We start from the raw sequence: 22,481 nt of genomic DNA, 5'->3' as shown, positions 1-22,481 counted from the left end.
ATTGAGATGTAGATTTTTAATATAAATGGTTATCATGATTTTGGATTGTTATTGGCTGAAAGAATATTTATTGCAATGTTAGTTTGACAACTTTTAATCCCAAATTAAAGGTCTTTCCAAGTTTATCATTCGTAAATATTGTAAAAATTGACCAGCATGGACCGCATCATGATAGGCAATTCGTAATAGCATGTCGCCTAAATATCTTTGATAGCCAACATCGCTTCGATCAATAAGGGTTGAATCTAGCTCAGCTATGCTTATGGATTGAACATATTCTATGAAATCAGTAAAGTATGATTGTGCCAATTCAATTTCTTTTTTTACACAAGTAATTGGCTCGTCATCATATGGGATATGTATGTCATTTATTGAGCCATTGTTCTTTAAAATCATATGATAGTAAAAAGTTGAGGTCCAAACATGACGAATCATTTCACCAAAAGACATGGCCTCATGATCAGGCTTCCAATTAAGAAAATTATCGGGAAGAGAATTCCATAATTTTTCTGAGCGCCTTCTCGTTTCTTTCAAATTTAATATACTAAGATCAATTGCATTCATAATACATTCTCCTTTACTATTAAACTTAAAATAATTGTATCAATTTAACAGTTAGGGTATCATCGAAATATGAATGTATATCCGAATATCTCATATATAGCTAAACTAATTGCTGAACCTACAAGAGCAATTATCTTAGATTGTTTAATGAATAATCAGGCACTACCTGCTAGCGAATTGGCTTATATGGCAAAGGTGTCACACCCAACGATTAGTTCTCATCTTTCTAAGTTAGTAGAGGGGAGTCTACTTACGGTTGAACAACATGGTAGACATCGGTATTATCGACTTGCTAATCAAGAGGTAGCAGAAGTTCTTGAAAAGTTGGGAACAATCGCACCAACAGTCCAAGTTCGTTCTTTAAAACAATCGGATCAATTAAAAAGAGTTCGATATGCTCGAACTTGCTATGACCATCTTGCAGGCAAACTCGGTGTAGAGATAACCGAAAAATTACTACATAAGGAATTTCTAATTTTAGAGGAAGGAGAATATGTTGTAACGGAACAAGGTAAGCAGTGGTTTCTGAATTTTGGGATAAATATTGAAACGGCAAATATAAAGAGGAGAATATTTGCAAAACCTTGTCTCGATTGGAGTGAACGACGCTACCATATTTCTGGCTGGTTAGGATCTGCAATCGCAAAACTATTTTTGGAACAGGAATGGATTACAAAAACGGATAAGAGTCGGGCTGTCCATCTTACACAAAAAGGTATGAAATTATTGAAAGATCAATTAGGTATTGACATGGATAAATAAAAAAGTCCATCAAAATACAGTGCCTCCTGTCGAGTAAGCGGTATGAAATAACCTGAGTTCTATATTTATATAGACTCAGGTTATTTAATTTCTTTTAAAATCTTTGATGATATTTGCGCAAGGAAACTTTAACCTCATTGGCTTTATAGGAAGAGGTTAAATGAAAAAATAGTAGTTGAGTCAATTCTATTAAATTATTAATCATATTACTTAAAAATTATGCGTAAGAATATAGTAAATGAAGGGAGATATAAAATGAATAAAGTGAAACTGAAAGTATTAAATGTAAGATATGTAGTGATATGTATTTTATTCACGATTATATGTATCCTCACTTCATTCTTCATTTCTAGTAATTCTAGCGTATTTAAATCATATTATATGAATCAGTTATTAGGAACGAATTCTACTAAAGGCCTTATGTATATGATAGGAAGTGAAAATCGTTATTTTGCAGAAGAATTTCATAAAGAAAAAGGACAGGCGTCTTTGGAATCTTTTTTACTTTCACTTTCTACAAATATTAATGTAAATGACCTTCGAAGTTTATTAACCAGGGAACTTCCGAATATGAATCAATTTTATTCAGAAATATTAATTGCAGGGGAAGGAACAGATTATACGAACATTCCTGAAGAATCCAGTATTCCTTTAGAGAATATTAAAGATAAAGGTACTGCTATTGAGCACCCAAAGAGTGAGAAAGAAAACAATTCAAATACACAAAATAACGGTGAAAATAAAGTTTTTATTTATCATACACATAGTTGGGAGGCGTTTATTCCTCTCATTCCAGGTGCTACTAAACCTAATGATGCCTCTAGTACAAATAATGAAGTGAATATTACGTTTGTTGGAAACTATTTAAAACAAAAGTTAGAAGAAAAAGGAATAGGTGTTTCACATGATACGACAAATATGAGGGATTTTCTACGAAATAAAAATTTAAATTGGGCTCAATCTTACAAAGGGTCCCGACAAATATTACAAGATAAATTAGCACAAGATAAAAATATTATGTTTCCAATGGACCTTCATAGAGATGATGCACGAAAAAATATTACAACAAAAAATATTAACGGAAAGAATTATGCTCGGCTCTATTTTATTTTAGGAAGAGAAAATCCTAACTTTGAAAAAAATAAAAAAATAGTAACGGCAATCAATTCATATTTAGATGAGAAGTATTACGGTTTAAGCCGGGGGATTTTTATTAAAGATCGTAAAAGCGGAAACGGAGTATATAATCAAGATCTATCTCCAAATGCATTACTTATTGAAATGGGAGGGGTAGATAATACACCGGAAGAATTATACGCTTCTGTTGACGCATTAGTAGAAGCATTTAGCCAATATTATAATCAGGTAACTAAGAAAAATAATTAAAATAAAAAGGAGTGACACCCAGTCAGAAGAGCTAGGGGGTTACTCCTTTTCTATTGTTATTCAGGCTGTACCTCAAGTCCCATGCTACTCTCAGATCCATCTTCATTATAAGCGGACAAATAATATGTTCCTGGCCGAGGAGTGGAAATGAATGAACGTAAAGTAATGGTTTTACTTTCATTTTGTTGTATTGTATGTTTTACTAGTGGCTCTTCATCTGGTGATTTGATTGAATATGTAAATGCATTTGTACCGATATTTTTAACGGTGACTTTTAAATCACCAAGACCACTAAAGTCAAATCCGGTACCGACTGACCCGCGGAATGTATGTGTATCATTAACTGATAACGAACGAAATGTTTGGAGTTCATTTGTTTCACTTGATGAAAGAGTAATCGTTTCATTTGCTTCTACTTTAGAAGGAGTGGAATCTAGTTGTGTATTTTGTTTTGTTAATAAAGTAATTGTGCAAAGTGATGCGATGAGAATAAATGAACTAGAAATAATGAAATGTTTTTTTGTAAGAAGCATAACTTGTTCTCCTTTTAATTGTATAATATATGAAGAATATACCAGTGCCAATAATTGTTATCAATTAAAAAATCTTTCTTTTCATTCTTCTTTTTACAGTTTTATAGGAGAAAGCTAGGTTTCTTATTTTTACTAATGTTATAATAAGAAAAAAGCACGAAAAGAGGTCATCTCATGCTAGAGGTTATTGCAACATGTTTAGAAGATGTGAAACGAATTGAACGAGCTGGCGGGAAGCGAATTGAATTAATTTCATCTTATACAGAAGGTGGTTTAACGCCGAGTTATGCATTTATTAAAAAAGCGGTAGAAGCAGTACATATACCGATTCACGTTATGATTCGCCCGCATGCGAAGTCTTTTACATATACGGAAGAAGAAATTGAAATGATGAAGGAAGATATTATCATCGCACAGAAGTTAGGTGCAGCTGGTGTTGTATTAGGTGTATTAAACGAACAAAATGAAGTGGATGAAGAGAAATTAGCCGATCTACTATCTGTTGTAGATGGAATAAATGTAACATACCACCGTGCGATAGATGATATAGAAAATCCGGTAGAAGCGATGAAAACTTTAAAGAAGTTTCATAAAGTGACTCACGTTTTAACTTCAGGTGGACAAGGAAATATAGTAGAGAATATTCCGGTGCTTGCAGAAATGCAAAAAGTAAGCGGTGGTCAAATTCAACTTGTTGCTGGAGCTGGCGTGACGAAAGAAAATATAAAGCATTTGCTAGATGAAACTGGAATTACGCAAGCGCATGTCGGTACAGCGGTAAGAGAAGGAAAATCATGTTTTTCTAATATTGATCCTAATTTAGTACAACAATTAGTTCAAATAATAAAATAAGCACATAAGAAAGAGGAGAAACGATGAAGGAAAATACGAAGAAAGAGTTATTGTCATGGGCTAAAACGATAGGATTTACCCTTGTATTAATTGCTATTATTCGCGGTGTTTTATTTACACCTTCACTAGTACAAGGTGAATCGATGATGCCCACTTTAGAAAATAACGAACGAGTTCTCGTGAATAAAATTGGTTATAGTATAAGTGGATTAGAGCGCTTTGATATTATCGTCTTCCACGGAAAAGAAGGATACGATTTAGTAAAACGAGTAATTGGTGTACCAGGCGATACAGTTGAGTATAAAAATGATGTGTTATATGTAAACGGAAAAGCGATGGAAGAACCATATTTAAAAGAGTTTAAAGAAAAAGCAGCAGGCCGTGTATTAACTCCAGACTTTACGTTAGAACAAATCACAGGAAAAACGAAAGTGCCAGAAGGTCAAGTGTTTGTGTTAGGGGATAATCGTGAAGTTTCTAAGGACGGTCGTATGTTTGGATTTATTTCAGAAGATGAAATTGTCGGAAAAGGACAAGCTGTTTTCTGGCCGTTGAAACAAGTAAGAGCGTTATAAAGAAAAAGTATGGGAGAAATATTCTTCCGGTGGATTTAAATCACATTTTTTGTGAAACTGAATGTTCATTTAAGAAAGACAGACAGAGGTCATTTTGATTATTATTTTTCAAAATGACCTCTGTTTATTTGAAGATAGTATTGCAAGGAGGGATTTTAAATGATAACGAAAGAAGTAGAAGCTATCTTAAACAGGAAAGGAGCCAGGAAAGTAAACGAAATTCCTAAAGAGGTCTTACAATTACTACAGCAAGGGAAAGTAGAAAGTGTTAATCTAACAGAATGGCTAGCTATAAATCATATTGAACTACTTAAAAATGTCTTACCTTCCATAGGACTCAAGGATAGTTTGGAATGTATAGTAGCTGAATTAGAAAAACAAAACGTTGAAACAGGTATGAAAGTCATACGAATAACAGGAACTTTACTGGATGAAATTATACTCAAAGAGAATGAAGGGAACAAGGAAGATGTACTGTTAAAGTTATCTAATCATATTTCAGATAGTGTACGATGTTGGGCAGCGTTTATGAATAAGAAATCAAATAACACATTAAAAGATACATTAACGTACATTCGGCCTTTTGCGGCGGATCATCATTTTGGTGTTCGAGAAATTGCTTGGATGTCTATTAGAGAAGATCTTTCACAAAATATAGAAGAAAGTGTGGAATTGTTAGTAGAATGGGCAAAAAGTGAAGATGAGAATCTTCGCAGGTTCTCTGTAGAATCTATTCGTCCTCGAGGGGTATGGAGTAAACATATTGAAATATTAAAACAAGAACCTGAAAAAGCACTTCCCATTCTTAATTTACTTAAATCAGATCCATCAAAATATGTACAAGATTCGGTTGGAAACTGGTTAAATGATGCAAGTAAAACGAAACCAGATTGGGTAATGAACCTGTGTGAAGAATGGGTAAAGGATACTGACATACAATCAACTAGTAGAATTATTAAAAAAGCTAAAAGAACGATTTTGAAAAATAAGTAATATGTAACTAATAGATTTGCTAGTTCTACGAAGAAACAATCAATCATGTAAAAAAAGAATACTTTGAATAACTATGAGAAGAGCATGTATTGATCAATACATGCTCTTTATATTTTCTTTTATATTAGTGTTATTAATGAAAGGTGATCAAATATTAGTTCAAATCTAAACTTTTGTACTTTTCATCATTTCCCGACAGAAAACTGCACCTCAAGGAATGGGTAGGACATGGTCCAATGAGTAGGTGGGAGCTGAATGACGGTTAGGAAAAAGCCTAAAGGTTCTTTTTGGTGAAGAATCAGTATGAGGTACCGGTATTCTAATCAGTTCGTTCCTATAGAAAGAAAATGTTATAGCTCCGAGGCACTTTTACATCTACGAAATGGTTTCATTGTAAAATTTCTTTCATTTGTATATTTTTTTGAAAGGGACAGAGGACTTTCGACAAAAAAGAAGAAATGATACGTGATTAGTATTTTTTTCTACATCATGATATCGTTCTCATGTATATCTTGAAAAAGATTGTAAACAAATAGAAAAAGGAAGTGAGGTGAAAAGCGATGCTTATCCATAAAGCGTATCAGTTTCGGATCTATCCTAGTTTAGAACAAAAAATAGCTATTACGAAAACAATTGGTTGTTCACGATTTGTATTTAACTACTTTTTGGAAAAGTGGAATGATAGATATAAAGAAACAGGAAAAGGGTTATCCTATGGCACTTGTTCTTCGCAATTACCTACTCTCAAAAAAGAATTTGTATGGCTAAAAGAAGTGGACAGTATCGCTCTTCAATCTTCTCTTCACAACCTTGCTGACTCGTATGCAAGATTCTTCAAAAAACAAAACAAAGCACCTCGGTTTAAATCGAAGAACAATAAAGTCCAATCCTATACAACGAAATATACAAATGGAAACATTGCGATTATAGATAATAAATTGAAGTTACCGAAACTTGGTCTTATCAAATTTGTCAAAAGTTGTGAGGTAGAAGGACGAATTTTGAGTGCTACTGTCAGAAGGAATCCAAGTGGAAAATATTTTGTCTCGATTCTTGCTGAAGCAGAAGTACAAGAATTGCCGAAGACCGATTCCGCTGTTGGTATAGATGTTGGTGTGAAAAACTTTGCTATTCTTTCAACGGGTGAGGTATTCGGTAATCCAAAATGGTCTCGGGTATTAGAAAAGAAACTCGCTCATGCCCAGCGTATTCTATCTAGACGTACAAAAGGCGGAGCGAATTGGCATAAACAGCGAATGAAAGTCGCTCGTATTCATGAACGAATCAAAAATGCAAGAACGGATTACTTGCAAAAACTCTCTACAAGGATCATCAAAAACCACGATGTGATTGGGGTAGAAGATTTGCAAGTATCGAATATGTTACAGAATCACAAACTAGCGAAAGCGATTCAAGAAGTATCATGGTCACAATTCAAAGCGATGTTGTTGTATAAGGCACCCTGGTATGGGAAACAAGTGATTGTGGTGTCGAAAACATTCGCTAGTTCCCAAACTTGTTCGCATTGCGACTACAAAAATAAAGATGTGAAAAGCCTGAACCTGCGTGAATGGAAGTGTCCTTCTTGTGGTATATATCATGATAGAGATGTGAATGCAGCGGAAAATCTGAGAAAAGAGGCCATAAGGCTCCTAACCGTAGGGATTACGGGGATTGCCTACTCATAAAGCTGAGGGATACCTTGGTGTTCGTAGGAATCCCCCACTTCAAATAGCTCGTTAGAGTGTTAAGTGGGCGTAGTTCAATCTAATAGTTTTGTGGAAACATGCACTTTGGAAAGTGAACCGTCTCTATTTCTAAAAATAATTTTATATTCACCGTCTGGAAGCCAATCAGTCCAGTGAATATCGAATTCACTTATTGCTTGTTCCCCAGGTTTTAAAGTTCCGTCAATCATCCAAGCACCTTTAGCACTATACAAAGTATAACTAAAAGGAGAATCACCTGTATTTTGTACAAGAACGCTTAAGTTATCTCCATTAAAATAGTTGAAATTATAAGTGGTTGATCCGAAAAATGCAACGTCTTCGTTAGTTATGGCACGTTGTTCAATTTGAGAGTTTAGCTTCGTATCCTCGTTTGTTGCAAATGTCACATTATAACCTATACAAAAAGATAACATAATAGCAAGAATCACTAGTAGCTTTTTCAAAAGAAACACTTCCTATATTTTGGTTTATATATATCATGATAATTTAAATATACTAGAAATGTAATAATTTGATGTGAAAATTTATAAATGCATTTCATTATTTATGTTTTTTAAATTACTGACAAAATATATCGGGTCATGTACTTAAAAAAATATTGATAGAATTGAAAGAATATTTTATAATTTTAAATTATATGTTTGTTTCGAAAAACGGAATTTAAGTTCCGAAATTCGGAATAAGAGGGAGATAAAATGAGTATAAATAAAACGGCAGTTAAAACAATGGATATTTTAGAGTTGTTTTATGCGCATGAAGAGTTAAGTTTAACAGAGATGGTTCAGCTTACGAGTATGCCGAAAACATCTGTTTATCGTTTAATTGGCTCGTTAGAAGAAATGGAGTTTTTACAAAAAAATGAAAAGGGGAGATATCGTTTAGGTGTCGTTTTTTTACGGTTCGGTCAACTTGTTTCACAAAGATTATCCGTAAGAAATATTGCGATTCCCTATATGAAAGAGCTTAGAGATAGTTTAGGGCAGGCAGTTAATTTAATTATTCAAGATGGTAATGACGCGATTTATGTTGAAAAGATGGAAGGTGTTCAGCCTGTACGCGTGTATACAGCGGTTGGAAGAAGAGCGCCACTTTATGCGGGTGCATGTCCGAGAATTTTACTATCGTATTTCTCAGAGGAAGAGAAAAGGAAATACATAGAGGAAACGAATTTAAAACAGTTTGCAGATGGAACAATCGTGGATAAGAAACAATTGCTAGAAGTGTTACAAATGGCGAAAAAGGAAGGACATACGATTAGCTACTCTGAGTTAGAAAATCATACAGCGGCGATAGCAGCTCCTATTTTTGCAAATGATGGAACCGTTGTAGCAGGCATTAGTATTTCGGGATTAGCAATTGAGTACAGCGAAAGCAATATATCATATTTTATTGCGAAGGTGAAAGAGACAGCAAATCGCATTTCGAAAGAACTCGGCTTTTTAGCATAGAAAGAGGGAGTGGGATGAAATTTTCTGCGTTAGGGGATCAAGCAATTATTGTTACATTTGGTGAAGAAATGGGGATGGAGACATACGAAAAAGTGCAGCGATTGTTTCAAGCGTTGCAGCAACATCCGTTTACAGGAATGATTGAATGCGTTCCGTCGTTCACCTCATTAGCCGTTTACTACAATTTATATGAAGTATGGAAGGAAAATGATAGAAAGATACGACCGTACGATTACGTATGCCAATACATAACTGGAATGTTCGATACGTATAAGGAAGAGCTGAAACGAGAAGTGAAACATATTTCTATACCAGTTTGTTACGGGGGAGAATATGGACCTGATTTAGAAGAGGTCGCACATTATCACGATTTACAAGTAGAAGATGTAATTCGAATACATAGTGAAACAACATATTTTGTATATATGCTAGGTTTTACACCAGGGTTCCCGTATTTAGGAGGACTATCAAAAGAACTAGAAACACCTAGAAAAGAAATACCACGGTTGCAAATCTCTCCTGGTTCAGTAGGGATTGGCGGAAATCAAACAGGTATATATCCGCTTGAAACACCAGGAGGATGGAATATTATTGGCCGAACTCCTATTTCATTATTTAATCCAAAAGAAGAAACACCAACCTATATTCAAAGCGGTATGTATTTACGGTTTATCCCAATAACGAAGGAAGAGTACGTATCACTTGAGGGGGCTAAAGAATGGATGTAGAGGTTTTACATGCAGGAATGTTTACAACAGTCCAAGATTTAGGGAGATCTCACTATCAACAATATGGTGTACCTGTTGGCGGGGCTATGGATCAAAGTGCACTTCGGATGATCAATATGTTAGTCGGTAATGAAGAGAATGAAGCAGGACTCGAAATGACGATCATGGGACCTAAATTGTTAATAAAGAAAACGACTTTACTTGCGATTGGCGGTGCGGATATGGAACCGTTATTGAATGGAGAACGCATCCCGTTATGGCGTCCTATCCTAGCAGAAGAAGGTAGCATGCTTTGTTTCGGAAAAGTGAAAAGTGGTTGTAGGGCATATGTAACCTTTGCAGGTGGTATTCATATTGATCGCATAATGGGAAGTAAAAGTACTTACATACGTGCAGCGATTGGTGGTATGGAAGGAAGAATGCTGAAAAAAGGGGATTATTTTCAAATTGGTGAACGATCAGAAATGGCTCATCGTTTCATTCAAGATTTACAAAAGGATGAGCGAATCAAAACGAAATGGGCAATTAGCAGCAGCGTAAGGTCAAAATATAAGAAACATCCTAAGCTTCGTGTCATAACTGATTTTGAATATGATCAATTTACAGAAGAAAGTATAGGGGCGTTTTTTACGAAAGAATATAAAGTATCTAATTACGCTGATCGCATGGGCTATAGGGTTGAAGGAGAAATTTTAAATAGAGTGGAAGAAAAAGAGATTTTATCGAGTCCCGTTACATTCGGAACGATTCAAGTTCCAAATGGTGGACAGCCGATTATATTAATGGCAGATAGGCAAACGACAGGTGGCTATCCGAGAATGGGAAATATTATTTTAGTAGATCTTCCTCTTCTTGCCCAGCTAAAACCAGGAGACTATGTTTCATTTGAGCAAATTACGCTTGAAGAAGCGGAACAATTGTACATAGAACAAGAAGTAAATATGAATCTATTAAAGAAATTCATCGCTTTACGGAGCTGAGATTAGGAGGGAAACATCGTGACGACAATCGATTTAAACTGTGATTTAGGAGAAAGTTTTGGAGCTTACAAAATGGGGAATGATGATGAAATTCTTCCGTTCGTTTCCTCTATAAACGTTGCTTGCGGTTTTCATGCGGGTGATCCGACTGTAATGAGGAAAACGGTCGAAAAGGCACTGCAGCACAATGTAGCAATAGGCGCGCATCCTGGTTTTCCTGATTTAATTGGATTTGGAAGAAGAAATATGAACGTTTCAGAGAGTGAAGTATACGATTACGTTTTATATCAAATTGGCGCATTAGACGCTTTTGTGAAAGCAGCTGGCGGCGAGATGCATCATGTGAAACCGCACGGGGCTCTATATAATATGGCCGCGACTAACCCGGAAATTGCAGATGCAATTGCAAAAGCAATTTATCATAGTAATCGCAATCTATTACTTTACGGATTAGCAAATAGCGAGGCGTTTATACAGGCTGCAGAAAAATACAAAATAACTCTCGTACAAGAAGCTTTTGCAGATCGTACGTATAGGCAAGATGGAACATTAACAAGTCGTACAGAAGAGAATGCACTTATAAAAAATGAAGACGAAGCGATAAAACAAGTGATTCAAATGGTGAAAGAAGGCTATGTAAATTCGGTAAATGGAGAGAAAGTAGCAGTTCAAGCACAAACAATTTGTTTACATGGTGATGGAGAAAAAGCAGTGCAATTTGCGGAAAGAATATGCAGAACATTCAAACTTGAAGGTATTTCTATTTGTGCACCAAAATAAAAAATAGGGGGAAGTGCTGGAATGATTAAATTAATCGGGATACTACTTGTTGCAGTTGGTTTTTTATTTAGATTAAATACACTATTAGTCGTTATGGTTGCAGGTATTGTTACTGGTATGGTTTCAGGATTAAGTTTTTATGATGTGATCAGCATGTTCGGTAAATTTTTCATAGAAAATAGATATATGTCTATGCCGATTATACTAACCTTACCGGTAATCGGAATTTTAGAGCGTTACGGTTTAAAAGAAAGAGCAGAAGCACTTATTACGAAATCAAAAGGCGCAACAACTGGAAGAGTATTAATGTCATATTTTACGATAAGAGAATCATCCGCGGCGCTTGGACTGAATATTGGTGGTCATGCACAAACAGTAAGACCGCTCGTTGCACCGATGGCAGAGGGAGCTGCGCAAGGAAGATATGGTAAAATCCCAGAAAAGTTAAGAGAAAAAATTAAAGCAAACGCAGCAGCGGCGGAAAATACAGCATGGTTTTTCGGAGAGGATATATTTATCGCGACTGGTGCTATTTTATTAATGAAAGGATTCTTCGATTCAGTAGGTATGCACGTCGGTGTATGGGATATGGCGCTTTGGGGTATTCCAACTGCAATATCAGCACTTATCGTAAGCTGGATCAGATTTAGAAGATTTGATAAATATATAGCGAAAACGATGGAAGCAAAAGAAAAAGAAGAGAAGGAGGCAATATAAAATGAACATCATCACAATGGATACAATTTATTACGTATTAGGTATAATCGTTGCTTTTATCGCTGTTCGTATTGCGTTTGATCGTGAACATCCAAATCGATGGGGTTCTAGCTTATTTTGGGCATTGTTTGCAGTTACATTTATATTCGGCAATGTAATCCCTTCGTTTTACGTTGGTTGTATCGTGCTCGCTATGGTCGTGTTAGCTTCATTAAACAAAGTAACAAAATCAGATGAGAAAGAAGTACCAGTACAAGAACGTGTAAAACATGCGGAGAAATTAAAAAATAAAATTTTTATGCCTGCACTATTAATTCCTATTTTTACAATTATCGGTACGTTAACATTAGGCAAAATCAAATGGGGAAATGTTTCTCTTGTTGATCCAGATAAAGTAACGTTAGTTGCTTTAGCACTTGGGGCACTACTTGCATTCGTTGCGGCGATGCGTATTACAAAATCGAAAATAACAACGCCTGTACAAGAAGGTAGCAGGCTATTACAAGCTGTCGGATGGGCTGTCATTTTACCACAGATGTTAGCTGCACTTGGTGGTATTTTCGCGAAGTCTGGCGTTGGACAAGTCGTTTCTGATTTAGTCGGCCAAGTATTACCGACAGAGTATCCGTTCGTTGCTGTTATGGCATATTGTTTAGGGATGATGCTTTTCACAGTTGTAATGGGAAATGCATTCGCAGCCTTTGCCGTAATTACTGGCGGAATTGGCTTACCTTTAATTGTTCAAATGCACGGCGGGAATCCAGCAATTATGGCAGCGCTCGGTATGTTTGCTGGATATTGCGGAACGCTCATTACGCCAATGGCTGCAAACTTTAATATCGTTCCGGCGATGCTTTTAGAACTAAAGGATAAAAATGCAGTTATAAAAGCACAAGTACCAATTGCTCTTTCAATCTTTATTATTAATATGTTTATTATGTACGGCCTTGTATATCGTTTCTAATTAGGAGGGAAAATTATGAAAACAGTATTACTAACAGGGTTCGATCCGTTCGGTGGAGAAAGTATCAACCCAGCTTGGGAAGTTGCAAAAAGTTTGCATGAAAAAACAATCGGAGAATACAAGATTATTAGTAGACAAGTACCAACTGTATTCCAAAAATCAATCAGCGTATTAAAAGAGTATATAGAAGAACTAAATCCTGAAATGATTATATGTATTGGACAAGCTGGGGGAAGACCAGATATTACGATAGAGCGTGTCGCAATTAATATCGATGATGCAAGAATTGCTGACAATGAAGGAAACCAGCCGGTAGATGTACCAGTCGTAGAAGAAGGACCAGCTGCTTATTGGTCTACACTTCCGATGAAAGCAATTATAAAAAGACTACAAGCAGAGGGCATACCGGCTACCGTTTCACAAACAGCAGGTACATTCGTTTGTAATCACTTATTCTATGGTCTCATGCATGAACTAAAGAAACAGGATAAGAAAGTAAAAGGTGGATTTGTTCATATTCCGTTCTTACCAGAACAAGCGAGTAACTATCCAGGCCAACCGAGTATGTCACTTTCTACTATTAGTAAAGGAATAGAATTGGCAGTTGAGGTAACGACGACAGTTGAGGTAGATATTGTGGAAGTTGGGGGTACGACGCATTAAATAACAGTAGATTAAAGAGGGCTGATGTGGCCCTCTTTTTGTGTTAGTATTTTATAATTGAAGATGCAGTATAGAGTATAGAGAGGAAGATGTCTGGGGGCGGTCTAACATATATGGAGAAAAGATGAAGTTAACTGGTATAAATATGAGGGTATTTATACCGTAATAATTGTATATTATTGAAATGTTATTATATAATATTCGGTATGTTAGGGAATTAACTGAATAATAGATATTGGAGTTGAGCGATATGTTAGAGCAATCTACAACAAGATTAAAAAAATTACTGGAAACATGTGATGATACGGACTTATTAGAATTAAATGAATATATATTCGGGAAGGGAGAAGCTTTAAAATCAAGGGAGGAAATCATTGCGGAATTACAATATAGTGGAAGTAATGATGTAGCCTACTTGTTTAGAAATATATTTTCAAGTGATACTCCTGGAGTACATTATTTAGAAATTGTACGTGATGTATGTGATAAATTAAATGTAAAATGGAACGATTTTGAGGGGGAAGAAGAGTTAGAAGTAAAGATACTAATAACAATTTTGCAGAAGCATTGGGAAAAAGCTGATGAAATAGAAAAGGAAAAGATAAAGGCAATGTTTGATGAAATGGGTATAAAAAATATAGATTGGGCAGCGGGATTTCCGATAGCAAATTTATTTCTGATTTTGGGTGCTAGGGTAGGAGGATTTATGACATATCAAATTGCTGTCATTGTTGCCAATGCAATAGCACAAGTTATTTTAAACAGGGGACTAACTCTTGTTATGAATCGAGTACTGACGAAAGGATTATCAATATTTTTAGGACCAATAGGAATTATTCTTAACCTAGGATGGTTAGGTATTGATATAGCTGGTCCAGCTTATCGTAAAACTATTCCGTCTGTTGTGCATATAGCTTATTTACGCCAAAAACAAAAAATGAATAATTGAATGTATTAAGAAACTATTCTCAATAAATAAAGTTTTATTAGATAACCCTTCATATAAAGAAAATCGTAAAAAACTACGTAAAGAGAGAGTAAAGCTTGCAATTCAAGTTGCAAATGGAGTGGATATTGTACAACACCTCCTGTAAACAACTGGTATAATAAGAATAGGAAAATACATAGAGGTGATTTTTGTGCAACAATTCGAAGAAGTACGTTCAATTTTAGAGCAAGCGAAGAAAATTACGGTGTTAACAGGTGCTGGTGCAAGTACGGAAAGTGGTATTCCAGACTTTCGTTCAGCAAATGGATTGTATGCTGATGCGAATGTGGAGATGTATTTATCAAGAGGATATTATAATAGAAATCCGAAAGAATTTTGGAAGCATTATAAGGAAATCTTTCAAATTAATACGTTTCATCAATATAAACCAAATCGTGGGCATCACTTTTTAGCTGAATTAGAAGAACAAGGGAAAGACATTACGATTTTAACGCAAAATATTGACGGTTTACATCAATTAGGTGGTAGTAAACATGTCATTGATTTACATGGAACGCTTCAAACAGCACATTGTCCGAAGTGTAAAGCGGGGTATGATTTGCAGTATATGATTGATCATGAAGTGCCTCGCTGCGAGAAGTGTAATTTCATCTTAAATCCAGACGTTGTTTTATACGGAGATACATTGCCGCAATATCAAAATGCGATAACACGTTTATATGAAACAGATGTACTTATCGTTATGGGAACGTCATTAAAAGTGCAACCCGTCGCTTCATTCCCACAAATCGCAAAGAGGGAAATAGGGGCAACGACAATTTTAGTAAATGAAGAGTTAACAGGGCAAGAATATAACTTTGATTTTGTTTTTCAAAATAAGATTGGTGAATTTGTTGAAGGTTTATCTTCAAGGAAATAAGTTATCGAAAAAACTGAGGTATCTGCCTCAGTTTTTTAATTGAGTAATTGCTGTTTTAAGCAACATGAAAACATGTCGATAATGTAGTAACTACATTTCTATAGCTTATAAAAAAGGTTTTAGTCGGTAAAATAGCAGAATAGAAAGAAATGTTGTCTTTAACGAATAGACAATCGTCATAAAGTAAGCTAATTTGTAGCTGTTGTAAAGGTTCTATTTCGTTTTGTTTTAAGTATAAAACCAAGTCATTATAAAGTTGCGTACTATACTCACTTACAGACGATTCTAATGAATGCTGACCTGCTATGCTAGTCCACCATACTTTTAAAACTACATATTAATTCTTTGAATAATTCTTCGTTACATAAATGATTATCAAAAAGCTTCTCATAAAAGATATGATTTTCATCATAAAAAATTTGCGAATCATACCTGTCATTAGCAATTTGTTTGCGAAGTGAATGCCATAATTCTTTGAAATTTGCTTCAAAGTTAGTAGAGAAATTGAATTGTCTTGCTATGTAAGGAAATCTTACATTTTCTTTTTTCTCTTTTTGGTTGAGATAAATATTTTGAATATAAATCATAAAGTTTAAACAATGTGACGTATTAGTATGAATTGTGAATGAATCTGTCATTTCATTTTCTCCTTAGTAATGTCTTTTATTGATTTGTTTCTTAAGTATACAACCTTTCTTTTAGAATAACATTCATGTTATTCCTTAATAAGGGAATGGTAATAACTAGGTTATAAAATTAAAAAACTGAAAATTAAATCTTTTATTTCTTTAGTAATTAATATAAAATTCTATATATATCATATAAATAAATTTGATACATAATGGTTCTATTTAGAAATGTTAATAGAATGAAGTGAGGGAGCGAAATGAGACAGAAAAAGGAGCAGAAAAAACAATCGAAAAAGAAAAAGACTCATATTCCTTTTCGGTTAAATGTACTATTTTTTATCGTCTTTCTTTTATTTTCAGCTATTATAATTCAATTAGGTAAGGTTCAAATCATTGATGGAGAAACGTATAGAAATGAAGTGAACAAAAAGGAAGATGTAACGGTAAGCACTCCTGTTCCTAGAGGGAAAATGTTTGATCGGCAAGGTCAAGTGATTGTAAATAACAAACCACTACGAACCGTTACATACACGAAAATGAAAGGGGTAGATTCAAAAGAAGTTTTACAAGTAGCAAGACAGTTAGCACAGCTAATAGAAATGTCACCAGAAGATATAGATAAGTTGACAGAAACAGATAAGAAAGATTTTTGGATGCAGTTAAATGAAAAACGTGCCGCAGAAAAAGTGACAAAAGAAGATGAGAATACATTTAGGAAGCAAGAGATGGAAGGGAAAGAATTAGATAAAAAAGTAGAAGAGTTACGTAGGGAAAGAATTACGCAAGAAGAATTAAGTGAACTTTCAAAAGAGGATTTAGAAGTATTAGCAATTAAAAGTAGGATGAATGCGGGATATAAAATGACGCCGCAAATCGTTAAAAAAGATGTAAGTCAAAATGAATATGCAGTCGTAAGTGAAAGGTTGGCAAGTTTGCCAGGAGTGGATACGACAGTAGACTGGGAACGTGAATACCCAAATGATAAAATACTTCGTTCTATCCTTGGTAGCGTTTCTACTGAAAATGAGGGATTACCAAGAGAACAGTTAGATTATTATTTAGTGCGTGATTATAACAGAAATGACCGTATTGGTAAGAGTTATATCGAGAAACAGTACGAAGATGCATTACATGGAAAGAAAGAACAGTCTAAAAATATTACGGATAAAGCAGGAAATATTATTCGAACAGAAAAAGTGACTGAAGGAAAAAGCGGAAATAATTTAATGTTAACAGTGGATATGGAGTTACAGAAAAAAGTAGAGGAAAGTCTTGAGAAGAATTTACGAGCATTTCATTCTGCAGAGCCGATGATGGATCGCGCGTTCGTCGTAATGATGAACCCGAAAAATGGACAAATTTTATCAATGGCTGGAAAGAAAATAGTAAATAAAGATGGCGGGATGCAAATAGAAGACTTTGCTTTAGGAACGATGACAAGTTCTTATGAGTTAGGATCAACTGTGAAAGGGGCTACGTTATTAGCCGGATATCAAACTGAAACAATTAAGCCGTATACGCATTTCTTCGATGCACCAATGTATTTTAAAGGAAGTACTAAGCCAAAGAAATCGTGGAAAGACTTTGGAGATATTGATGATTTAAGAGCTTTACAAGTTTCATCAAACGTCTATATGTTTCATACAGCATTAAAAATGGCAGGTATAAATTATGTGCCAAACAATCCACTAGATATTAAAAAAGAGACATTTAATAAAATGCGCTACTACTTTAGACAGTTCGGATTAGGTGTACCGACTGGTATTGATTTGCCGAATGAATCGATTGGTCAAATGGGTAGAACGGATGACATACCTGGTTTTTTACTTGATTACGCGATTGGACAGTACGATACATATACGCCGCTTCAACTTGCTCAATATATGTCAACAATTGCAAACGGCGGTTACCGAATGAAACCACAAATTGTACAAGAAGTGAGAGAGCAACCACATAGACCAGAGGATGTTGGAAAAGTTGTTCGGTCTATTGAACCAGTTATATTAAATCGAGTGGATATGGACACTTCATACATTAATCATGTAAAAGAAGGATTTAGAAGAGTTTTTCAAGAAACTGACGGGACAGGTACTGCAACGTTTAAAGGATTACCGTATAAACCAGCTGGAAAAACAGGAACAGCTGAAACTGTATATGGTGGAGAAAGTGATATTGGAAGAGATGAAAACTATAACCGAAAAAAATGTTATAATTTAACTCTTGCCGGTTATGCACCATATGATGCTGATCCAGAAGTTGCTTTTTCAGTTGTTGTACCTTGGGTGAATGATGACAAATCAGGAATTAATTCCGCGATTGGAAAAGAGATTTTGGACGCGTATTTTGAATTGAAAGCGAAAAGAGCCGGTGGAAATCCAGTACCGGTCGAACAACTGAACAAGGCCCAGTAAAAAATAGTATCACTGCATGGAGACAAATTGTGCAGTGATATATTTTTTGAGTTAAAAAGCGTTTAAATAAGGTGGGAATGGATATGAAAGAGGAGATTAAAAGAGGATGGGGAAAATACATACTGTTTGTTTTTGTTTTGGTAGTAGCCTATCATTCTTTTACTTTATGTAAAGTGGAAGGGAAGTCGATGCAACCGACTTTATATGAAGAAGACTACGTATTTGTAAATAAAGCAGCGGCACATTTTTCTAATTTAGAGCACGGAGAAATTGTCATTATAAAGGAAGAGGATGAGTCGAAATATTATGTAAAACGAGTAATAGGACTTCCTGGTGACGTAATTAACATAACGAATGGATCAGTATATGTGAATGATAAAAAGCAAGAAGAACCGTATACAAATAAAGATTTATTCAATAATACGCAGGTGTTTTATAACTTTCAAAAGACAAAAATCCCGCCAAATAAGTTATTTGTAATGGGAGATAATCGTGAGCTTAGTAGAGATAGTCGAAACGGCTTAGGATATATTGAAGAAGATAATATAATAGGCAAAGTAGAATTTGTATATTATCCTTTTTCAAAAATGAAGATTATAGAATAAGTGGGGTTATACAAAACCCCCACTTATTAAAGTTTCACTTTATCTTCTTTAAAAAACCTTTTGGATTAAATGAAATGAAAAACTTATGCTTAGACTCATCGATTATGAAATTGTTATTTTTAGTTAAAAACTCTTCTACAGCTTCCATCGGGCCAGGGCCCCAATCGGGAGAAACAGGATTTCCATTAATAGATGTATCCTCTACAATAATATAACTACCAGTAGTAACGATAGATTTATAAAGTAAAAGTTCTTTTGCGACATGCTCTTTACTATGATCTGAATCTAAAATAACTAAAATCACATCATCAGGTTTGCGCATAGTTAATATTGTTTGGACGGCCTGTACAGAAACAGAGGAAGCTGTTAAATACGTAATTCGGTCATGAGATGGACGATTTGGTTGAGGGAATATATCGATAGTAAGAACATGACCTTTTCCGATTAAATCTAATATAGAAGCTAAATACAATGCACTACCACCATAACAAGTACCACATTCAATAATTAAATCGGGTTTTAATTCGTAAACAATTTCTTGATACAAAAAAAGATCAGTGGGAAGTTTGAGAATGGGGACACCAAGCCAATGTGTATCATATAACCAAACTCGACTATCGTAATATTGTTTTAAAAACTCGCTACTTATGTTATCGATTTTGAACACTCCTTTCTGAAACGAAAGTTGTACAATATAATATGTGAAATATAATTATAAGGAGAATGTTTTTTAATAAAAATGAGCAAAATACCTCATTAAAAACCAATTGTCTGTATAATAAAAAACTTAATTCAGCAAGTTCTAATCAAAATGCAATTTAAATATGTAGATGAGAGGAAAAGGAACGTATGTATAAGTAGACAATTTGCTTCATTAGAAAAGGAAATGAAAATGATGTGAAGGAGATAACTTAAATTATGGCGTTCAAAAGTGAGGAAGAACTAAATGAAGCTAAAGCAAGTCTAGCGATAGAGGGTAGGATTATTACAAAAGAAATGGAAAAGATGATTAAAGCGAAGGTAACAGGAAAGATAACGTATGAGCAATTTATCGCATTAGCTGATGCGATTGCGAGACGCGAACTTACTTAATGATTCAGAAGCTACCACAAACTTTTGCTAAATAAACGGGGAAAAAGAGATGGTAGATCCAACTCTCAGGCTGTAGACAAAGTATTTTTGGAGAGTTCAGATGCTAAAAAATAGTTTGTCTCTTGCTTTATGGCGAATTTATCCAACAATATATATACGTAGTACGTTCTATGCTACAATTTACTATAAGTGAGGAAGGAAGGTGTCTTATGAAAATACCCGTTTATGTTGCAAGTGCATTTAGCAAGGATCATAAAGGCGGAAATAAAGCAGGAGTGGTATTTATGGAGAATGCATTGACCACTACTCAAAAAATGGCAATAGCCAAACAACTGGGCTATGCGGAAACCGCATTTATATCAGAATCTGAAATTGCTGATTATAAAATTGAGTATTTTACACCAAAAGAGGAAGTTGATTTATGTGGTCATGCCACAATTGGCTCTTTCGTGATACTGATGCATGTAAATAAACTTTTCAAGAATCGCTATACAATTGAAACAAACAGTGGTGTTCTTACTATTACCATAAAAGATGACATCATATTCATGGAACAAAACGAACCGATATTCTATGATGTTATATCTTCAAATGAGTTTATCGACTGCTTTGACATTAAAGATATAGACAATAAATACCCAATTCAAATTGTCTCCACGGGCTTAAAAGATATTTTAATTCCTATAAAAACCGAAACACAATTACATACAATGCAACCTAATTTTGAAAAAATTAAAGAAATCAGCAAGTATTATAATGTTGTCGGGATGCATCTATATACTTTTAATGACAATCGAATTATATGCAGAAACTTTGCTCCGCTATACGATATTAATGAAGAAGCAGCGACTGGAACTTCAAATGGCGCATTAGCTTGCTACCTTTATGAACAGCACCACTTACAAAAAGAAGTCTATGTATTTGAACAAGGTTATTCTTTACACTCGCCTTCTGAAATATTAGTTAAATTAGCAACCAATAGCGAGAATAAAATAGAAAAAGTTTATGTTGGCGGCAAAGGCTATTACTGTGAAACGAAGTGTTTAAATATAGAAAATATTGAGTGGAAATAAAAAAAGAGATGGTAGATCCATCTCTTTTTCATATGCTCCATGATTAAATGCGAATCGCCTTAATCAGAAAACGATGTTGCTTCACATCAAAATATCCTTTTAGCAAAATGATTTCATGTATACGATATAATTCCTCATAATACCTTTCGACAGTAAAATTAGGAATTTGCCACGGAATCGCTTTTAAATAATAGACGATCGCACCAACGTCATAAAAACGTTGGAAAGGAAAATCTTCTTTTGCTTCTAAAATAGTAAATCCATTCCGCTCTAACTCAATGCATGCCGCTTCGAGCGACCAACTTGCAAATTCGCTATTTAGCGGTGCGTTAAACTGCTCATTTAGTTCCGCGCAATCGAGACCACCAACTTGTTGTGTAAGGAAAACTCCATTTGGAGAAAGGATTCTGTTTACCTCAGAGGCAGCATATGATTCATGTTGGTTTATTATTAAATCAAACTGACCATCTTGAAATGGTAAAGCAGTATCATCCGTTACCTCTATAACTGTAACCCCTAAAGGCTCTAATTTCTTCCGAGCAATTGGCACATTTGGAGCATAACCCTCAGTCGCATAAATAGTTGGGGGGAATGGTTGTAACATAGATAAAAACTCTCCGCCGCCAGTGCCCATATCGAGCATTGATTCTGCATGCTGCATAAGCTGGAAAGCAGTGCTGCCGTACGACCACGATAAAGGCTCGCTCTTCATTCGACCCGTTTCTGAAATGAAAGAAAAATCCCAGCCGCTAAAATTTGTATTTGCACTTTCTAATAAAGTTAAAAATAATAGATCACGTTTCATAATTGTATCCTCCTATTTTGTAAGTAAATGGTATGATTAGAAAAGAAAAAAGGAGGACCTCTTATTAAAAGGGAACGGTTTTACGTTTCATGTTCGAATAGATTCATATAAATTCGCTCCTTGTGAGAATGGTTATTTATATATTCGGGATAAGTAAGTGAAAGTCCTTTGAATTTGTGAGGGAAGATTATGATAGTCAATAATCGGGCCATAAAATGGGATAGCGCAATACATATTGATTATATGCATTTTATATTTTTGAATTTTCTTTAATTTCCTCTTGAACCTCTAGTTACTTTAGGTTTTATAATGAATTTATAATT

The 22,481-nt window shown here is 34.8% G+C and carries 24 protein-coding genes and 1 pseudogene; 19 read left to right on the top strand and 6 right to left on the bottom strand.

Annotation, left to right across the window (positions count from 1 at the left end; all coding sequences use genetic code 11):
• Window positions 1-93 precede the first annotated feature (93 nt).
• The gene (locus VF726_RS16910; protein ID WP_046959855.1) at window positions 94-564 is read right to left on the bottom strand and encodes a DinB family protein; all 471 of its coding nucleotides are present in this window, start codon (window positions 562-564) and stop codon (window positions 94-96) included.
• 69 nt (window positions 565-633) lie between these two features.
• On the opposite strand from VF726_RS16910, the gene VF726_RS16905 reads away from it, so the two are divergent.
• Both VF726_RS16905 and spoIIP read left to right on the top strand, forming a co-directional pair.
• The gene (locus VF726_RS16905) at window positions 634-1,326 is read left to right on the top strand and encodes an ArsR/SmtB family transcription factor (RefSeq protein ID WP_440170386.1); all 693 of its coding nucleotides are present in this window, start codon (window positions 634-636) and stop codon (window positions 1,324-1,326) included.
• A 255-nt stretch (window positions 1,327-1,581) separates the two neighbouring features.
• Window positions 1,582-2,712 carry a stage II sporulation protein P gene (gene spoIIP, locus VF726_RS16900; protein WP_440170384.1) on the top strand — a complete coding sequence of 377 codons (1,131 nt, stop codon included), beginning with the start codon at window positions 1,582-1,584 and terminating at the stop codon, window positions 2,710-2,712.
• A 56-nt stretch (window positions 2,713-2,768) separates the two neighbouring features.
• On the opposite strand, the gene VF726_RS16895 is transcribed toward spoIIP, so the two are convergent.
• Window positions 2,769-3,245, bottom strand: a complete 477-nt coding sequence (locus VF726_RS16895; RefSeq protein ID WP_440170382.1) for a hypothetical protein — start codon at window positions 3,243-3,245, stop codon at window positions 2,769-2,771.
• A gap of 174 nt (window positions 3,246-3,419) precedes the next feature.
• Between VF726_RS16895 and VF726_RS16890 the strand changes: the two genes are divergently transcribed.
• The 4 genes from VF726_RS16890 to tnpB all read left to right on the top strand — a co-directional run bounded on the left by VF726_RS16890 (window position 3,420) and on the right by tnpB (window position 7,353).
• Window positions 3,420-4,097 carry a copper homeostasis protein CutC gene (locus tag VF726_RS16890; RefSeq protein ID WP_440170379.1) on the top strand — a complete coding sequence of 226 codons (678 nt, stop codon included), beginning with the start codon at window positions 3,420-3,422 and terminating at the stop codon, window positions 4,095-4,097.
• 23 nt (window positions 4,098-4,120) lie between these two features.
• Window positions 4,121-4,672 carry a signal peptidase I gene (lepB, locus tag VF726_RS16885; RefSeq protein WP_440170376.1) on the top strand — a complete coding sequence of 184 codons (552 nt, stop codon included), beginning with the start codon at window positions 4,121-4,123 and terminating at the stop codon, window positions 4,670-4,672.
• Window positions 4,673-4,831: 159 nt separating this feature from the next.
• On the top strand, window positions 4,832-5,665 hold the full coding sequence (locus VF726_RS16880) for a DNA alkylation repair protein (RefSeq protein ID WP_440170374.1): 834 nt from the start codon (window positions 4,832-4,834) through the stop codon (window positions 5,663-5,665).
• Window positions 5,666-6,225: 560 nt separating this feature from the next.
• On the top strand, window positions 6,226-7,353 hold the full coding sequence (gene tnpB / locus VF726_RS16875; RefSeq protein WP_440170371.1) for an IS200/IS605 family element RNA-guided endonuclease TnpB: 1,128 nt from the start codon (window positions 6,226-6,228) through the stop codon (window positions 7,351-7,353).
• Window positions 7,354-7,427: 74 nt separating this feature from the next.
• On the opposite strand, the gene VF726_RS16870 is transcribed toward tnpB, so the two are convergent.
• Window positions 7,428-7,838, bottom strand: coding sequence for a hypothetical protein (locus VF726_RS16870; RefSeq protein ID WP_440170368.1), 411 nt, complete (start codon window positions 7,836-7,838; stop codon window positions 7,428-7,430).
• A 252-nt stretch (window positions 7,839-8,090) separates the two neighbouring features.
• Between VF726_RS16870 and VF726_RS16865 the strand changes: the two genes are divergently transcribed.
• The 9 genes from VF726_RS16865 to VF726_RS16825 all read left to right on the top strand — a co-directional run bounded on the left by VF726_RS16865 (window position 8,091) and on the right by VF726_RS16825 (window position 15,543).
• The gene (locus tag VF726_RS16865; protein ID WP_440170365.1) at window positions 8,091-8,843 is read left to right on the top strand and encodes an IclR family transcriptional regulator; all 753 of its coding nucleotides are present in this window, start codon (window positions 8,091-8,093) and stop codon (window positions 8,841-8,843) included.
• A gap of 14 nt (window positions 8,844-8,857) precedes the next feature.
• Window positions 8,858-9,571, top strand: a complete 714-nt coding sequence (gene pxpB, locus VF726_RS16860; protein WP_440170362.1) for a 5-oxoprolinase subunit PxpB — start codon at window positions 8,858-8,860, stop codon at window positions 9,569-9,571.
• Window positions 9,562-10,551, top strand: a complete 990-nt coding sequence (locus tag VF726_RS16855; protein ID WP_440170359.1) for a biotin-dependent carboxyltransferase family protein — start codon at window positions 9,562-9,564, stop codon at window positions 10,549-10,551. Before pxpB ends, VF726_RS16855 begins: the two co-directional genes overlap by 10 nt.
• An 18-nt stretch (window positions 10,552-10,569) precedes the next feature.
• Window positions 10,570-11,331: a 5-oxoprolinase subunit PxpA gene (pxpA, locus tag VF726_RS16850; protein WP_440170356.1), complete on the top strand. Its 762-nt coding sequence runs from the start codon at window positions 10,570-10,572 to the stop codon at window positions 11,329-11,331.
• 21 nt (window positions 11,332-11,352) lie between these two features.
• Complete coding sequence (locus VF726_RS16845; RefSeq protein WP_440170353.1) at window positions 11,353-12,048, top strand: DUF969 domain-containing protein; 696 nt, start codon at window positions 11,353-11,355, stop codon at window positions 12,046-12,048.
• A gap of 1 nt (window position 12,049) precedes the next feature.
• Entirely contained in the window at window positions 12,050-13,012 is a 963-nt protein-coding gene (locus VF726_RS16840; RefSeq protein WP_440170351.1) for a DUF979 domain-containing protein, read from the top strand.
• Between the two features lie 15 nt (window positions 13,013-13,027).
• Window positions 13,028-13,675: a pyroglutamyl-peptidase I gene (gene pcp / locus VF726_RS16835; protein WP_440170349.1), complete on the top strand. Its 648-nt coding sequence runs from the start codon at window positions 13,028-13,030 to the stop codon at window positions 13,673-13,675.
• A gap of 250 nt (window positions 13,676-13,925) precedes the next feature.
• A complete protein-coding gene (locus tag VF726_RS16830; protein WP_440170346.1) occupies window positions 13,926-14,624 on the top strand; it encodes a YaaW family protein in 699 nt (232 codons plus the stop codon).
• Window positions 14,625-14,805: 181 nt separating this feature from the next.
• Window positions 14,806-15,543, top strand: a complete 738-nt coding sequence (locus VF726_RS16825; protein WP_440170343.1) for an NAD-dependent protein deacylase — start codon at window positions 14,806-14,808, stop codon at window positions 15,541-15,543.
• 55 nt (window positions 15,544-15,598) lie between these two features.
• Here the strand turns inward: VF726_RS16825 and VF726_RS16820 are convergent.
• Window positions 15,599-16,181: pseudogene (locus tag VF726_RS16820) on the bottom strand (hypothetical protein).
• A 248-nt stretch (window positions 16,182-16,429) separates the two neighbouring features.
• Between VF726_RS16820 and VF726_RS16815 the strand changes: the two are divergent.
• Both VF726_RS16815 and lepB (VF726_RS16810) read left to right on the top strand, forming a co-directional pair.
• Window positions 16,430-18,583 carry a peptidoglycan D,D-transpeptidase FtsI family protein gene (locus VF726_RS16815; RefSeq protein WP_440170341.1) on the top strand — a complete coding sequence of 718 codons (2,154 nt, stop codon included), beginning with the start codon at window positions 16,430-16,432 and terminating at the stop codon, window positions 18,581-18,583.
• Window positions 18,584-18,666: 83 nt separating this feature from the next.
• On the top strand, window positions 18,667-19,188 hold the full coding sequence (lepB, locus tag VF726_RS16810; protein ID WP_440170339.1) for a signal peptidase I: 522 nt from the start codon (window positions 18,667-18,669) through the stop codon (window positions 19,186-19,188).
• A gap of 34 nt (window positions 19,189-19,222) precedes the next feature.
• Here the strand turns inward: lepB (VF726_RS16810) and VF726_RS16805 are convergent, their stop codons facing one another.
• Window positions 19,223-19,855: a cephalosporin hydroxylase family protein gene (locus VF726_RS16805; RefSeq protein ID WP_440170336.1), complete on the bottom strand. Its 633-nt coding sequence runs from the start codon at window positions 19,853-19,855 to the stop codon at window positions 19,223-19,225.
• Window positions 19,856-20,106: 251 nt separating this feature from the next.
• On the opposite strand from VF726_RS16805, the gene VF726_RS16800 reads away from it, so the two are divergent.
• Window positions 20,107-20,280, top strand: coding sequence for a hypothetical protein (locus VF726_RS16800; protein WP_440170334.1), 174 nt, complete (start codon window positions 20,107-20,109; stop codon window positions 20,278-20,280).
• A gap of 209 nt (window positions 20,281-20,489) precedes the next feature.
• Entirely contained in the window at window positions 20,490-21,353 is an 864-nt protein-coding gene (locus tag VF726_RS16795; protein WP_440170331.1) for a PhzF family phenazine biosynthesis protein, read from the top strand.
• 43 nt (window positions 21,354-21,396) lie between these two features.
• Here the strand turns inward: VF726_RS16795 and VF726_RS16790 are convergent, their stop codons facing one another.
• Window positions 21,397-22,158, bottom strand: a complete 762-nt coding sequence (locus VF726_RS16790) for a class I SAM-dependent methyltransferase (RefSeq protein ID WP_440170329.1) — start codon at window positions 22,156-22,158, stop codon at window positions 21,397-21,399.
• Window positions 22,159-22,481: the final 323 nt, after the last annotated feature.

Source organism: Bacillus sp. Brlt_9 (assembly GCF_051948935.1).
GTDB lineage: Bacteria > Bacillota > Bacilli > Bacillales > Bacillaceae_G > Bacillus_A.
The sequence above is the reverse complement of the archived record's forward strand: the minus strand, read 5'-3'. Positions and strand labels throughout refer to the sequence as shown.

Coding starts and splice junctions, on each gene's coding strand:
- VF726_RS16910 (WP_046959855.1), bottom strand. CDS start 564: ATGAATGCAATTGATCTTAGTATATTAAATTTGAAAGAAACGAGAAGG.
- VF726_RS16905 (WP_440170386.1), top strand. CDS start 634: ATGAATGTATATCCGAATATCTCATATATAGCTAAACTAATTGCTGAA.
- spoIIP (WP_440170384.1), top strand. CDS start 1,582: ATGAATAAAGTGAAACTGAAAGTATTAAATGTAAGATATGTAGTGATA.
- VF726_RS16895 (WP_440170382.1), bottom strand. CDS start 3,245: ATGCTTCTTACAAAAAAACATTTCATTATTTCTAGTTCATTTATTCTC.
- VF726_RS16890 (WP_440170379.1), top strand. CDS start 3,420: ATGCTAGAGGTTATTGCAACATGTTTAGAAGATGTGAAACGAATTGAA.
- lepB (WP_440170376.1), top strand. CDS start 4,121: ATGAAGGAAAATACGAAGAAAGAGTTATTGTCATGGGCTAAAACGATA.
- VF726_RS16880 (WP_440170374.1), top strand. CDS start 4,832: ATGATAACGAAAGAAGTAGAAGCTATCTTAAACAGGAAAGGAGCCAGG.
- tnpB (WP_440170371.1), top strand. CDS start 6,226: ATGCTTATCCATAAAGCGTATCAGTTTCGGATCTATCCTAGTTTAGAA.
- VF726_RS16865 (WP_440170365.1), top strand. CDS start 8,091: ATGAGTATAAATAAAACGGCAGTTAAAACAATGGATATTTTAGAGTTG.
- pxpB (WP_440170362.1), top strand. CDS start 8,858: ATGAAATTTTCTGCGTTAGGGGATCAAGCAATTATTGTTACATTTGGT.
- VF726_RS16855 (WP_440170359.1), top strand. CDS start 9,562: ATGGATGTAGAGGTTTTACATGCAGGAATGTTTACAACAGTCCAAGAT.
- VF726_RS16845 (WP_440170353.1), top strand. CDS start 11,353: ATGATTAAATTAATCGGGATACTACTTGTTGCAGTTGGTTTTTTATTT.
- VF726_RS16840 (WP_440170351.1), top strand. CDS start 12,050: ATGAACATCATCACAATGGATACAATTTATTACGTATTAGGTATAATC.
- pcp (WP_440170349.1), top strand. CDS start 13,028: ATGAAAACAGTATTACTAACAGGGTTCGATCCGTTCGGTGGAGAAAGT.
- VF726_RS16830 (WP_440170346.1), top strand. CDS start 13,926: ATGTTAGAGCAATCTACAACAAGATTAAAAAAATTACTGGAAACATGT.
- VF726_RS16815 (WP_440170341.1), top strand. CDS start 16,430: ATGAGACAGAAAAAGGAGCAGAAAAAACAATCGAAAAAGAAAAAGACT.
- lepB (WP_440170339.1), top strand. CDS start 18,667: ATGAAAGAGGAGATTAAAAGAGGATGGGGAAAATACATACTGTTTGTT.
- VF726_RS16800 (WP_440170334.1), top strand. CDS start 20,107: ATGGCGTTCAAAAGTGAGGAAGAACTAAATGAAGCTAAAGCAAGTCTA.
- VF726_RS16795 (WP_440170331.1), top strand. CDS start 20,490: ATGAAAATACCCGTTTATGTTGCAAGTGCATTTAGCAAGGATCATAAA.
- VF726_RS16790 (WP_440170329.1), bottom strand. CDS start 22,158: ATGAAACGTGATCTATTATTTTTAACTTTATTAGAAAGTGCAAATACA.